Raw genomic sequence first — 13,305 nt, 5'->3', positions numbered from 1 at the left:
CTCATGAATCGCCTTTCTCGGCGCGTCTCGTCGCGCCCTGCCACCTCCCGCCGTCTCCCCCTCGTCCTGGCCCTCGCCATGCTCGCGACGACCGCGTGCGGCACCGCGGCCACGCCCCCTGAGCTCCTCCGCCCGGCCCGACGCCCGGCCCGACCCCCGGTCCCCGCAGGAGCCCGTCGAGGCCGCGGGCCCGCAGCCGCGGCTCGCTCTCACCTACGACGGCGGGATCCTGGTCGTCGACGCCGAGGACGGCGAGGTGCTCGCCGACGAGCCGGTCGACGGCTTCACCCGCCTCAGCCCGGCCGGTGACGGCCGCCACCTCTTCGTGTCCGGCCCCGGCGGCTTCACCGCGCTCGACCTCGGCAGCTGGACCGAGGCGCACGGCGACCACGGCCACTCCTACGCCGGTACGCCGCGGCTCACGACGTACACGGTGGAGGCGGAGGCGCCCGGTCACGTCGTGCCGCACGCGGGCGGCGTCACGCTCTTCGACGACGGCACCGGGCGCTACCAGACCCTGGATCTCGAGGACCGCGGCGACCTGGACGACCGGCGCCCGCGGCTCCGGTCCGGGGCGGTCCCGCGTGCCCACCACGGCCTCGCGGTCGAGCTGGACGCGCGCACCGTGCTGCACACCGTCGGCGACGAGCGCTCACGCGACGGCGTCCGGGTGGTCGACGCGTCGGGCGCGGTGCTCACCGAGAGCCGGGACTGCCCCGGGATCCACGGGGAGACCTTCGCCGGCGAGGTGGCCGTGCTCGGGTGCGAGGACGGCGTCCTGCTGGTCGAGCAGGACCGGATCCGCAAGGTGGACAGCCCGGACCGCTACGGCCGGATCGGCAACCAGGCCGGCCACGAGCGCTCGGCGTACGTGCTCGGCGACTACAAGAGCGACCCCGAGGCGGAGCTCGAGCGCCCCACTCGGGTGAGCGTGGTCGACACCCGCGACGCGAGCCTGCGCCTGGTGGACCTGCCGGCGAGCTACTCCTTCCGCTCCCTCGGGCGCACGCCCGGCGGCGACGGGCTCGTCCTGGGCACCGACGGGGCGCTGCACGTGATCGACGTGCGCGGCGCCCAGGTGCGCCGGTCCGTGCCGGTGACCCAGCCGTGGCGCGAGCCGACGGACTGGCAGGAGCCGCGCCCGACGCTGTTCGTCGCCGGCGACCGGGCCTACGTCACCGAGCCGGCCGGCCAGGAGCTCCACGTCGTCGACCTGGGGACCCTCGAGGTGGTGGCGACCCACGCGCTGCCGCAGACGCCGAACGAGCTGTCCGGCACCGCCGGCTGAGTACGCGAGGGGGGTGGCGCGCAGTCGCCTGCGCGCTGCCCCGTGATCCGCGCCATGAGCGCCGACTCGGCGCACCACAAGCACCGACTCGGCGCACCACAAGCACCGACTCGGCGCACCACGAGCGCCGACTCGGCGCTCAGCTGTCGGCGAAGGCCCGCTTGGCGAGCACGAAAGCACCGGCACCGAAGAAGCCGAGCAGCGCGAAGCCCAGGGCCTGGCCGCCCTCGTCACCGCTGAACGCCCACAACGCACCCCAGCCGGCGGGGAGGAGGCAGATCAGGGCGAGCACGAGGTGGAAGGCACTGACACGACGCGGGGAGCTCACCCCCCGAGGATGTCATTCCGGGGCCGGGAAGCCCCAGCCGGGTCGGGGGCGTTGGGTGGACATGAGTGGCATGCGCGACACGGACCCGACGGGGCAGGTGTGGGACGCCGTGGTGGTCGGCGCCGGCCAGGCGGGGCTGTCCGCGTCGTACCACCTCACGCGACTCGGGGTCGCCCACGTCGTGCTCGACGCCGATGCCGCGCCCGGCGGCGCCTGGCAGCACCGCTGGGACTCCCTGACGATGCGCGACGTCCACGGGGTCGCCGCGCTCCCCGACGCCGAGGCGCTGCCGGAGTCCGACGAGCGGGCGAACGTCGCGGTCCCGGCGTACTTCGCCCGCTACGAGGCTGCCCACGACCTCCCCGTCGTACGTCCGGTGCAGGTGCGGCAGGTGCGCCCGCTCGACGCGGACCCCGCCGGCCTCCTCGAGGTCGAGGCGCCGGAGGGCGCCTGGCGCACCCGGACCTTGGTGAGCGCGACCGGGACCTGGACCCGCCCGTTCGTCCCCACCTACCCGGGCGCGGCGACCTTCCTCGGCGAGCAGCTGCACACCCACGACTACCGGGGCGCCGAGGCGTTCCGCGGCCGCACCGTGCTGGTGGTCGGCGGCGGGGCCTCGGCGGTGCAGCTGCTCGGCGAGCTGGCGCCGCTGACCCGGACCGTGTGGGTGACGCGCCGGCCGCCGGTGTGGCGCACCGACGACTTCAGCCCGGACCGGGGACGCGAGGCGGTGGCGATGGTGGCCGACCGGGTGCGCCGCGGCCTGCCGCCGCGCAGCGTGGTCAGCGTGACCGGGCTCGCGCTGCGCCCCCAGGAGCGCGAGGCGGAGCGGCTGGGCGCCTACCGGCGCCGCCCGATGTTCGAGCGCATCGAGCCGGACGGCGTGCGCTGGAGCGATGGGTCGTTCGCGGCCGTGGACGTGATCTTGTGGGCCACGGGGTTCCGTCCCGTGCTCACCCACCTCGCCCCGCTGCGCCTGCGCAGCGAGCAGGGCGGGATCCAGCTCGACGAGGCCGGGACCACGGCCGTGCGCGACCCGCGGGTGCAGCTGGTCGGCTACGGCCCCTCGGCCAGCACGATCGGCGCCAACCGGGCCGGCCGTGTCGCCGCGCGTGCCGTGACCCGCTGGCTGGCCGAGCACCCGGCCCCGGTCAGGGCCTGAACAGCTCCTCCAGCTCCTCGCGCCCCGGCAGGTGCCCGGGCTCGACGAGCTCGCCGGTGCGGACGTAGAAGAACGCCGCCCGCACCCGGTCCAGGGGTACGCCGTTCAGCTCGGCGTAGGCGAGGCGGTAGATCGCCAGCTGGAGCGGCTCGGAGTCCTGGTGGCGGCTGGTCTTCCAGTCCACCAGCAGGTAGCCGGCGCCGCCGTCGGGCGCGGTCTCGGTGTAGACGGCGTCGATGCGCCCGCGCACCACCTGCCCGTCGAGGACCAGCGCGAAGGGCGCCTCGACCTGGTGCGGGACCCGGGTGCCGAACGGGCCGTGCTCGAAGCGGGTGATGAGCTCCTTGAGGTCGGAGTCGTCGTCGATGCCCGCGTCGGCGCGGCCGGGCAGGTCGTCGTAGTCGAAGAGGTCCTGCTGGCCGAAGCGGGCCTCCACCCAGGCGTGGAAGCGGGTGCCGAACCGGGCCGCCGCGGACGGACGGCGCGGCATCGGGCGGGCCAGGTCGCGGGCGAACTCCTCGGGTTCGTCGCGCAGCCGCGCGGCGGCCGTCGCCGAGAGACTGCTGGGCAGCTCGACCTCGATCTCGGTCGCGCGGTCGCGCCGTGCCTCGGTGAGCAGCCGCTCCAGCTCGGCGTCCCACTCCGCCACCACCGCGGCCTCGATCATGTCGAGGTCGACGTCGGGGGCGTCGGGGTCCGCGGCACGCAGCCGCCGGGCCGCCTCGAGGCGCAGCGCGGCCTCCATGCCGCCCTCGGTCACCGGCCAGGGGCGCGAGGGGTCCACCTCGTCGTAGGGGTTCGGGTCGCCCTTGGCCGGCTTGTCCAGCCAGTCCTCGACGGGCTCGCCCCACGCCTCGAGCTGCTCGCGGACCACCTCCTGGTAGGCCGACGGCCCGAACGGCGTGGCGCGCGTGGACCAGCAGTAGGAGGAGACAGCCAGGGTGTGCGCGGCACGGGTGAAGGCGACGTAGCCCAGTCGCAGCTCCTCCTCCGCGTCGTGGGCGCGGGTGGCGTCGCGGTAGGCCGCGAGAGCGGCCTTGTCGAAGCCCTCGAGCTGGGGCAGGTCGGCGGCGTCGCCGCGCAGCGGCGCCGGAAGAATGGACGGCGAGGAGGTCCACAGGGTCCGCGAGCGACCTGAGGGGAACCGGCTCTCGCAGACGCCGACCAGGAAGACGGCGTCCCACTCCAGGCCCTTGGAGCGGTGCACCGTCAGCAGCTTGACCGAGTCGGCCTCGGTGGGGGTGGCCACGTCAAGGCCGTTGCCCTGGTCGTCCTCGGCGGTCAGGTAGGCCAGCAGCGCCGCCAGCGAGACGTCGCCGTCGACGGCCTCGAAGTCGGCCACCGCCTTGACGAACAGGTCGAGGTTGTCGCGTCGGGCCGCGGCCGCGTCGCTGACCGCGGAGGCGAGCTCGATGTCGGCGCCGGTGGTGTCGATGATGCGGCGCACGATGTCGAGCAGCGGGTCCCCGACGTGGCTGCGCAGCATCCGCAGCTCGGAGGCGAGCAACGCGAACCGCTCGCGCGCCTCCGGGCTGTAGGGGTACTCCCCCGGCTCCCCCGGATCGGCGAGCGCGTCGTCGAGGCAGGGGATCTCGGCGGGGTCGACGCCGTCGGTGATCGCCACCAGGTGGTCGGCGAGCGTCGCGGGCTCCGCGCCGCGCACCCGGCCGCCGGTGAGGTCCTCGGCGCGTCGGGCGAGCAGGCGCAGGTCGCGCGGGCCGACCGCCCAGCGCGGGCCGCTGAGCAGGGTGAGCAGCGCCGCGTTGGCCGTGACGTCGTTCATCAGGTGCAGCACCGCGACGACCTCGGCGACCTCGGGCAGACGCAGCAGGCCGGAGAGGCCGACGATCTCCACCGGGATCCCGGCACCGGTGAGCGCGTCGAAGACGTCCTCGGCGTGGGCGTTGTCGCGGGTGAGCACGCCGATGTCGGACCAGGCCCCGGTGTGGGCCGCGCGCACCCCCTCCACCAGGGCGTCGAGCTCGTCGGCGTGCGTGGCGTGCACCCGCGCGGTGACGGTGCCGGCCTCCGCGCCGGGCTTGGCCTCGAGCGGATCCACCTGGTCGTACTTCTCGTACAGCGGCGCCGCGAGCCGGTTGGCGACCTCGAGGATCCGCGCATCGGAGCGCCGGTTGACCGTCAGCGGGTAGGTGGGGACCTCGCCGCCGTCGGCCGGGAAGGTGTCGGCGAAGTTGAGGATGTTCGAGACCGAGGCACCGCGCCAGCCGTAGATCGCCTGGTTGGGGTCGCCGACCGCGGTGACCGCGTGCCCGCGCCCGGAGGAGGCGGTGGGGCCGGAGAAGAGCCGCGACAGCATCGTGGCCTGGGCGACCGAGGTGTCCTGGTACTCGTCGAGGAGCACGACCTTGTACTTGCCCCGCTCCACCGCGCCCACGTCGGGCTGCTCGCTGGCCAGGCGGGCACCGAGCTCGATCTGGTCGGAGAAGTCCATCAGGCCGAGCTCGCGCTTGAGGCGGCGGTAGCCGGCGACCAGGCCGAGCAGCTCGCCGCGCCGGTCGATCGCCGAGATCGCCTTCTCGACCGGCTCGCGGTAGGTCGTGCGGTCCTTGCCCGCGCGCTCCTCTGCGAGCGCGGTCTCGAAGCCGCGCCGGGCCTCGGCGTCGACGCGGCGCACGTCGTCGGGGCCGACCAGGTGCTCGCTCATCGCGCCGTCCAGGGCCAGGAGGTTCTGGATGGCGGTCTCGGGGTGGTCGGTGAGCTGGGTGACCGAGCCGGTGTAGCGGTCCACGACCCGGGCGCCGAGCTGGTAGCGCGCGGCGTCGGTGATCACCCGGGTGTCCGGCTCGTGACCGATGCGCAGGCCGTGCTCGGTGAGCAGCTGGGCGGCGTAGGCGTTGTAGGTGAGCACGGTCGGCTCCAGGACCTCCTCGACCTCGTCGGCCTCGGGCCGGCGACGGTCGTCGGGGTCCTCGAGCACGCCGGCGGTGCGCAGCGCGGCGCGGATGCGCTGGCGCAGCTCGCTGGCGGCCTTGGTGGTGAAGGTGAGGCCGAGGACCTCCTCGGGGCGCACCTGCCCGGTGGCGACGAGGTAGACCACCCGGGCCGCCATCAGCGTGGTCTTGCCGGAGCCGGCGCCGGCGATGACGACAGCGGGTGCCAGGGGTGCGGAGATCGCGCGCCACTGCTGCTCGCTGGGTGCGTAGGGGGTCTTCATGACCTCCTGGAGGTCCTGCGGGGTCTCGATCCGCAACGCCGCGGGACCGCTCGCACCGGCCGGCGGCTGGGTGTCGGTGGTGGGGACGCCGAGGAGCGGGACGTCGGTGTCGAGCAGGTCGTCGAGGGGCGGCTGGGGGGTCGTCACTGGCTGATCACCGCTCCGGCGCTCTTGATGGGACACAGGGGGACGAAGGCGCAGTCGCGGCAGTGCTGGCCGGCGACCGCCGGGAAGCTCTCCTCGCGCAGCAGCGAGGCGACCCGGCCGAGGTGGCCGCGCAGCTCCTCGCGGGCGACGCTCTCGTCGGGCTGGGGGTCCTGCGGCTGGACCGAGGCGTACGCCGTGTCGTCGAGCATGCCGAGCTGGACCAGCTCGGCGCCGCCGGCCCGCGGGCCCTCCGCGACCGGCCCCGCGTGCTCCTCGAGCACCCCGTCGACCGCGCCGGCGTCCACGGCGTACTGGTAGAGGCCGAGCTGGACGTTGCGCTGCACCGACTTGTTCGACGGCTTGGTGCGACCGGTCTTGAGGTCGACCACGACCACGCGGCCCGCGGCGTCGAGCTCGAGGCGGTCGGCGTAGCCGGTGAGCCGGACCTGCTCGCCGTCGCCGAGCTCCACGACGGTCGAGAAGTGCTGCTCGGTGGTGAGCAGGCGACGGGGGTTGTCGTGGTGCCAGCGCAGGAACCGCGCGAGAGCGGCGCGCACCCGGGCGTGCTCGCGGTCCCGCGACCACGGGGTGCGGAACTCCAGGCGCCCCCAGACCTCCTCGACGTGGGCCATCAGCAGGTCGGCGTCGTCGGGCCCGGCGGGGATCTCGCCGTCGGCGACCCGCTGGGCCAGGGCGTGCACGATCTGGCCGAGGTTGGCGGACTGGTGCGAGCGGGCGATGCCGCCGGCCTCGCGCTCCAGGAACCACTGCATCGGGCAGACCAGCATCGACTCCAGCACGCTGGCGGAGACCGGCACCGGGCGCTCGGGGTCGCGGATCGGCTCGGCGCAGCGGGTCGGGGCGCGGGTGCCCCACCACGAGGACGGGTCGGCCTGGGGCACCAGGAGCCGGTCGCCCACCGTCTCGCGCGCCAGCCTGGCCAGCCGGGTCGCCGCCGCCGCGCGCAGCGGCTCCGGGGTCTCGGGGTCGGCCAGGGTGCGGCGCAGCTCGGCCACCAGCCCGTCCATCGACAGCGGGCGCGCGGGCCGGCCGGTGACCTTCTCGACGTTGACCCCGAGCTCCTCGAGGAAGCGCGACGGCTGCTCGCCCTCGTCGTCGGGCGAGGCCACGGCGGTGACCACGAGGCGCTGGCGGGCGCGGGTGCAGGCGACGTAGAAGAGCCGGCGCTCCTCCATCAGCAGCTCGCGCACCGAGACCGGGGGCACGATGGTGTCGGTGCCGATCCGGTCGGCCTGGAGCAGGGTGGCGCGGCGGCGCAGGTCGGGCCAGACCTCCTCCTGCACGTGGGCGAGCACCACCAGGCGCCATTCCAGGCCCTTGGAGCGGTGGGCGGTCAGCAGCCGGACCGCGGCGCCCCGGGCACCGCGGTCGGCGAGGGTCTCGGCCGGGATCTGCTGGGCGACCAGCATCGCCAGGAAGTTGCGGACCCCGACGTGGTCGCGCTGCTCCTCCGCTCGGGCGGCGAGCTCGAAGAGGGCGCAGATCGTGTCGAGGTCGCGGTGTGCGCGCCGGGCACCGGGCCCACCGGCCTCCGCGGCGCGGCGCAGCCGTGCGGGCCAGCCGGTGCCGGACCACAGCGTCCACAGCACCTCCTCCGCCGACGCGCCCGCGACCAGGTCGGAGCGAGCCCCGGCGAGCAGCCCCGCCAGCGCGCGGGCCCGGGCCGCCTCGGGGCCCTCGACCCCGTCGAGGAAGGAGGGGTCGACCACGCTGAGCCGGACCAGCTCGCGCGAGGACCGAGGCGACTCCCCGGCCTCTCCGGCGCGGGCCTTCTCGCGCACCCGGAGCTGGCGCGCGAGGCGGCGCAGCTCGCCGGCGTCCATGCCGCCCAGGGGGCTGAGCAGCAGCGACTCCGCGCGCCCGGCGTCGACCGCCTCGCGCTGGTCGGCGGGGTCAGGGCGCGCGCCCCGACCGGCCGGCTCGCCGGGTTCGGGCTGCGGCTCGGGGCGGTCGTCGCCGTCGGGATCGTCCGCGGTGTCGAGACCGGGGTCGAGGCCGGGGTCGAGGCTGGGGTCGGGAGCCGGTTCGGTCGGGTCCAGCTGCTCCTGGCCCAGGCCGATCACCACCCGCATCGCGTCGATCAGCGGGAGCACGGCGGGGTCGCGCACCAGCGGCACCTCGTCGCTGGCGACCTCGACCGGGACGCCCGCGGCGCCGAGCGCGCGGCGCAGCGGCGGGATCGAGGTGCGCCCGGAGCGGACCAGCACGGCCATCTCGTCCCAGCCGATGCCGTCCTCGAGGTGGGCGCGGCGCAGCAGGTCGGCGAGGTGCTCGGCCTCGGCGCGCTCGGTGTCGAAGGTGCGCACCAGCACCTTGCCGGGGCCGTGGGCGGCGCCCTCGCTGCGCGGGTTGAGGAACGCCTCGCGGGCCTCGGCGTCGATGCTGCCGGGCAGCGCCAGGCGCCGTGCGACGCGTTGGGACGCGAGCAGCAGTCGGGGGCCGAAGCGGCGGGTGGTGCGCAGCGAGACCACGTCGGCCGGGCGACCGTCACGGCGCGGGAAGGCGGTCGGGAAGTCGAGGATGCCGCGGACCTCGGCCCCGCGGAAGGCGTAGATCGACTGGTGCGGGTCACCGACGACGGTGAGGTTGCGCCCGTCGCCGGCGATCGCGCGCAGCAGCGCGACCTGGCCGGGGTCGGTGTCCTGGTACTCGTCGACGAAGATGTGGGAGAAGCGGGCCCGCAACTCCTCACGGTGCACCTCCGCCTCGATCGTGGCCCGCCGGATCAGGTCGGCGTAGTCGGTGGCGCCCTGGGCGTCGAGGTTGGTGAGGTACTGGTCCAGGAAGAGGCCGGCGGCGACCAGCTCGGGCAGGTCGTGCTCGCGCCCGAGCGCGCTCAGCTCGGTGCCGTCGAGGCCCTTCTCCCGGGCGCGGGCGAGGACCGCGTGGACCTCCCGGGCGAAGCCGCGGGTGCCGAGGGCGCGCGCGAGCGAGTCGGGCCAGCGCACCGACTCGGGGCTGTCGGTGAGCAGCTCGCGGAGCACGACGTCCTGCTCCGGGGCGCTGAGCAGGCGCAGCGGCGCCTCGTAGAGCTCGGCCGGGGCGTAGGCGCGGATCAGGCCGTAGGCGAAGGAGTGGAAGGTGGAGCTGAGGGTGGTGGCGGTGGTGCGGCCCAGCCGCGCGGTGACCCGGTCGCGCAGCTGCTCGGCGGCCTTGCGCGAGAAGGTCAGCGCCAGGACGCCCTCGGGACGCGCCCCGCGCTCCTCGATGCGGTCCACGATCGCCTCGACCAGCGTGGTGGTCTTGCCGGTGCCCGGGCCGGCGAGGACCAGCAGCGGCCCGCCCGGGTGGTCCACGACGCGCTGCTGGTGCTCGTCGAGGGTCGGGACGGTGGGCGCCGCCGGCTGCCGCACCAGGCGGTAGGTGGTCGGCGCTCGCATGCCTCCATTCGACCATCCGGGACCGACAGTCCTGTCGAGTGTTGCCGTTCCGGGCCTGTCGCGGCGATGACAGGGTGCGGGCATGACCGACGGACCCCTCAGCGACCTGCTCGTCCTCGACCTCACCCGCGCTCTCGCCGGCCCGCACGCCGCGATGATGCTCGGCGACATGGGGGCCCGCGTGATCAAGGTGGAGTCCCCCACCGGCGACGACACCCGGTCGTGGGGCCCGCCCTTCGTCGGCGAGCCCGGCGAGCAGGAGTCGACGTACTTCATGTCGGCGAACCGCAACAAGGAGTCGATCGTCCTGGACCTCAAGGACGAGGCCGACCGCGACGTCCTCGCCCGGCTCGTCGAGCGCGCCGACGTGCTGATGGAGAACTTCCGCGTCGGTGTGCTGGACCGCCTCGGGTTCTCCGTCGAGCGGCTGCACGAGCTCAACCCGCGCCTCGTCGTCCTCTCCATCACCGGATTCGGCCACGACGGCCCGGAGGCCAAGCGGGCCGGCTACGACCAGATCGCGCAGGGCGAGGGCGGGCTGATGTCGCTCACCGGCACCGCCGCGCCCACCAAGGTCGGCGTGCCGATCGCGGACCTGCTGGCCGGCATGAACGGCGCGTACGGCGTGCTCGCCGCGCTCCACGAGCGCGAGCGCACCGGCGCGGGTCGGGTCGTGCGGACCTCGCTGTTGGCCGGCATGGTCGGCGTGCACGCCTTCCAGGGCACCCGCTGGACGGTGGCCAAGGAGGTGCCCGGCCTGGCCGGCGACCACCACCCCTCGATCGCGCCCTACGGCATGTTCGCCACCGCGAGCGCGCCGATCCAGATCGCCTGCGGCTCCGAGGGCCTGTGGCGCGCGCTGTGCACGGCGCTCGGGCTGGACGCCGCCGAGGAGCGCTTCGCGACCAACCCGCAGCGCGTCGCGCACCGCGACGAGCTCATCGCCGTGCTCGAGGGGCTGTTCGCCGCCAAGCCCGCCGAGCACTGGCTGGCGCTGCTCTCCGACGCCGGCATCCCGTCGGGCAAGGTCCGCTCCCTCGACGACGTCTACGCCTGGGAGCAGACCCGCTCGCAGGGGCTGCTGCTCTCCGTCGAGCACGCCACGCAGGGCACCGTCGAGCTCCCCGGCTCCCCGATCCGCTTCGACGACAACCCGTTCTCCGGCGGGCGCGCGGCACACACCGCTCCCCCGACCCTGGACCAGCACGGTCCCGCGATCCGGGAGTGGCTCGAGTCCTGAGCCGCGGACGGCCGCGGACTGCCACGATGTACGGGTGACCCAGACGCGCACCGTGGCGATCCTCGCCTTCGACGACATGGAGGTCCTGGACTACGCGGGGCCCTACGAGGTGTTCAACGTCGCCGGTGAGCTCACCGACCCGGCCGCCTTCGAGGTCGTGCCGGTCTCCGTCGACGGCCGGCCGGTGAGCGGCCGGGGCGGCTTCACCGTCGTGCCCCGCCACTCCCTGCAGGACTGCCCGCCCACCGACCTGCTGGTGCTGCCCGGCGGGGCCGGCTCGCGGAAGCTGCTCGGCGACGAGCAGCTGCTGGCCTGGCTGCGCGAGCGCGCGGCCGAGGTGGAGCTGCTGATGTCGGTGTGCACCGGTTCGATGGTGCTCGCCGCCGCGGGGCTGCTGCGCGGACGTCCCGCGACGACGCACCACACGACGTACGACGAGCTGGCGGGGATCGACCCGACCGTGCGCGTCGAGCGCGGGCCGCGGTTCGTGCGCAGCGACGAGCGGCTGTGGACCTCCGCGGGCGTCTCCGCGGGGATCGACCTGTCGCTGCGGGTGGTGCGCGACCTCGCGGGCGTCGCGGCGTACGACGCCACGGTCGCGGAGATGGAGTGGATGTGGCGCTCCTAGCGGTCCGCCTCGGGACCGGTGGGGTGCGCGTGCGCCGGCGGGCTCAGGACCGGCCGCGCTCCTCGAGCGGCGTGTCGCGGTAGGCCACCCAGGCCCGCGCCAGCTGCTCGCGCGAGCCGCCCGGGTTCTCCTCGTGCCAGCGCCGGGTGAACCGGTTGAGCTCGAACTGCGGGCCGATCTCCTCGGCCCCGCGTCCGCGGGTGGCGTGCCACACACCGACGGCGTCGCCGAGGGTGGTGGTGCCGTCGGCGGCGGCGAGGTGGTCGCGCATCGGCGCGTCGAAGCGGAACGTCGGGCCGAGGGCGCTCGGTGAACCACGCGCGCAGGACCTGGCTGCAGCGCTGGCCGGGCGGGACGAGCGTGTCCTCCGTGAGGGCGCCGGTCAGCTGCGCACCCGTCGTACGGCGGGCCGGCGGCTCCGGCGGCGGTGGGAGGCCGTCCAGCGCGGCCGCGAGCCGGCCGGTGATCGCGGCCTTCGACCCGGTCGCCCTCACCCCGAGCCCGCGGGCGAACGCGGCGAGCTCGTCCTTCGACCAGTACCAGCGGCGCAGCTCGCGCGCGGACATCGATGCCTCGAGGGCCGGACGGCGGGCGGGGGTCTCGGCCACGCGGCCGATCCTCCCAGACGGGCGCACCACGAGCGCCGACTCGGCGCACCATTCGGGCCGACTCGACGCGCCATTCAAGCCGACTCGCCGCACCATTCGGGCCGACTCGGCGCACCCTTCGGGCCGACTCGGCGAGCATGGCCAGGGCCCGACCGCGGGAGTGCGATCGGGCCCTGGGCGGTGCTGCGGTGATGCGGTGGTGCGGTGCTGCGGGTCGGTCAGCCCAGGTCGACGATGGCGGCGACGGGGCCGCCGCCCTCGGGGCCCTGGTGGGCGGCGGAGACCGAGACGAACACGGCCGGGTCGCCGGTCACGGCCGCGGTGACGCCGCCGACGCAGGACTTGATCTGGCGGTGCCAGTGCACGTCGGAGTCGTCGAGCATCGCGTTGCGGCGACCACGCACGGTGCCGTCCTGGGAGGCCTCGCACTTGAGGAACACGTTGACCAGCTTGTCGCCGAGGTCGCTGTGGTGCGGGCGCTCGGGGAGGTCGAGGCCGGCGTCCTTGATCGCGTTCCAGATGCCGTCGGCGTCCAGGGCGTCGTTCATCACCGAGTGGCCGATGCGGTAGCGCCCGCCGACGCCCGTCGCGTTGCCGACCACGACCACCTGGGCCTGGTCGAGCTCGACGCCCGAGGAGCACGAGGCGACCGCGGAGTACAGCTCGCGGTTGTGCATGACGTCCGCGTCGGTCGGCATCTCGATCTCGCCGAGCGCCACCGCGATGCCCAGGGCCGTGACGCCGTTGGAGAGGTCCATCGACTCGTGGGTGTGCTCGGTCCACACCGTCTTGCCGCGCGACTTGGCGTCGCGGATGGTGTGGATGGTGAGCAGCGGGGTCTTGGTCTGCACGTAGTGCACGTCGGCGGGGTCGGTGATGCCGGCGCGCTCCATGGCCACCTTCACCGCGTCGGCGACCTTGCTGATCATCGGCGTGCGGCCGATCTCCTCGGGCAGCAGCTGCTCGCTCATCGCGAAGCCGACGGTCAGGCGCTGCTCCTCGCGCGAGGGGTCGTCCGCGGGCACGTCGGTGGTCGCGAAGATCGTCGCGTGGGGGCTGATGACACCGTCGGTGCCGCCGGACCACACGATCGGGACCTGCTTGACCTGGTCGGCCGGCGCGCCCTTGTCGACGAGCACCTCGCGGAACGCCCGGTCGGCGATGATCCGGGTGTAGTCGTTGACCCCGCCGTTGCCCTCGGTCTTGCCGATGATCGCGATGACGCGGTCGGCCTTCATCACGCCCTCGTCGATGAGCTTCGCGAGCTCCGAGGCGTCGGCGACGGAGTGGATCGGGACCTTGCGTACTTCGATGGCGTCGGGCAATGG

9 protein-coding genes and 1 pseudogene are annotated in these 13,305 nt (G+C 74.8%); 4 read left to right on the top strand and 6 right to left on the bottom strand.

Features of this window, described 5'->3' with window-relative positions:
- Positions 1–7: 7 nt before the first annotated feature.
- The gene (aztD, locus tag HOQ23_RS04350; protein WP_367650378.1) at positions 8–1,288 is read left to right on the top strand and encodes a zinc metallochaperone AztD; all 1,281 of its coding nucleotides are present in this window, start codon (positions 8–10) and stop codon (positions 1,286–1,288) included.
- A 139-nt stretch (positions 1,289–1,427) separates the two neighbouring features.
- On the opposite strand, the gene HOQ23_RS04345 is transcribed toward aztD, so the two are convergent.
- Complete coding sequence (locus HOQ23_RS04345; protein WP_153324565.1) at positions 1,428–1,616, bottom strand: hypothetical protein; 189 nt, start codon at positions 1,614–1,616, stop codon at positions 1,428–1,430.
- A gap of 70 nt (positions 1,617–1,686) precedes the next feature.
- On the opposite strand from HOQ23_RS04345, the gene HOQ23_RS04340 reads away from it, so the two are divergent.
- Positions 1,687–2,778 (top strand): NAD(P)-binding domain-containing protein, encoded by a 1,092-nt coding sequence (locus HOQ23_RS04340; RefSeq protein ID WP_172212155.1) that lies wholly within the window; start codon positions 1,687–1,689, stop codon positions 2,776–2,778.
- Here HOQ23_RS04340 and HOQ23_RS04335 read toward each other — a convergent pair.
- On the bottom strand, positions 2,768–6,100 hold the full coding sequence (locus HOQ23_RS04335; RefSeq protein WP_367650365.1) for a UvrD-helicase domain-containing protein: 3,333 nt from the start codon (positions 6,098–6,100) through the stop codon (positions 2,768–2,770). The two genes, HOQ23_RS04340 and HOQ23_RS04335, sit on opposite strands and share 11 nt — an antisense overlap.
- Entirely contained in the window at positions 6,097–9,501 is a 3,405-nt protein-coding gene (locus HOQ23_RS04330) for an ATP-dependent DNA helicase (RefSeq protein ID WP_172212153.1), read from the bottom strand. The genes HOQ23_RS04335 and HOQ23_RS04330 overlap by 4 nt, the downstream gene beginning before the upstream one ends.
- Before the next feature lie 82 nt (positions 9,502–9,583).
- Between HOQ23_RS04330 and HOQ23_RS04325 the strand changes: the two genes are divergently transcribed.
- Together HOQ23_RS04325 and HOQ23_RS04320 are read left to right on the top strand one after the other, a co-directional pair.
- Positions 9,584–10,741 (top strand): CaiB/BaiF CoA-transferase family protein, encoded by a 1,158-nt coding sequence (locus tag HOQ23_RS04325; RefSeq protein ID WP_172212151.1) that lies wholly within the window; start codon positions 9,584–9,586, stop codon positions 10,739–10,741.
- A gap of 34 nt (positions 10,742–10,775) precedes the next feature.
- Entirely contained in the window at positions 10,776–11,369 is a 594-nt protein-coding gene (locus HOQ23_RS04320; RefSeq protein ID WP_367650364.1) for a DJ-1/PfpI family protein, read from the top strand.
- 43 nt (positions 11,370–11,412) lie between these two features.
- On the opposite strand, the gene HOQ23_RS20485 is transcribed toward HOQ23_RS04320, so the two are convergent.
- The 3 genes and pseudogenes from HOQ23_RS20485 to HOQ23_RS04310 form a co-directional block, all read right to left on the bottom strand.
- Complete coding sequence (locus HOQ23_RS20485) at positions 11,413–11,640, bottom strand: hypothetical protein (protein ID WP_216653591.1); 228 nt, start codon at positions 11,638–11,640, stop codon at positions 11,413–11,415.
- A gap of 157 nt (positions 11,641–11,797) precedes the next feature.
- Positions 11,798–11,935 (bottom strand): annotated as a pseudogene (locus HOQ23_RS21465) (SAP domain-containing protein); the annotation flags it as partial.
- 260 nt (positions 11,936–12,195) lie between these two features.
- A complete protein-coding gene (locus HOQ23_RS04310) occupies positions 12,196–13,302 on the bottom strand; it encodes a ring-opening amidohydrolase (protein ID WP_172212149.1) in 1,107 nt (368 codons plus the stop codon).
- Positions 13,303–13,305: the final 3 nt, after the last annotated feature.

The organism is Nocardioides sp. zg-DK7169, assembly GCF_013155365.1.
Taxonomy (GTDB): domain Bacteria; phylum Actinomycetota; class Actinomycetes; order Propionibacteriales; family Nocardioidaceae; genus Nocardioides.
This window is presented reverse-complemented; position numbering and strand designations above follow the sequence as displayed.

Excerpts from the sequence above, each read along its gene's own strand:
- HOQ23_RS04325 (WP_172212151.1), top strand. The coding sequence starts at position 9,584 with ATGACCGACGGACCCCTCAGCGACCTGCTCGTCCTCGACCTCACCCGC.
- HOQ23_RS04330 (WP_172212153.1), bottom strand. The coding sequence starts at position 9,501 with ATGCGAGCGCCGACCACCTACCGCCTGGTGCGGCAGCCGGCGGCGCCC.
- HOQ23_RS20485 (WP_216653591.1), bottom strand. The coding sequence starts at position 11,640 with ATGCGCGACCACCTCGCCGCCGCCGACGGCACCACCACCCTCGGCGAC.
- HOQ23_RS04340 (WP_172212155.1), top strand. The coding sequence starts at position 1,687 with ATGCGCGACACGGACCCGACGGGGCAGGTGTGGGACGCCGTGGTGGTC.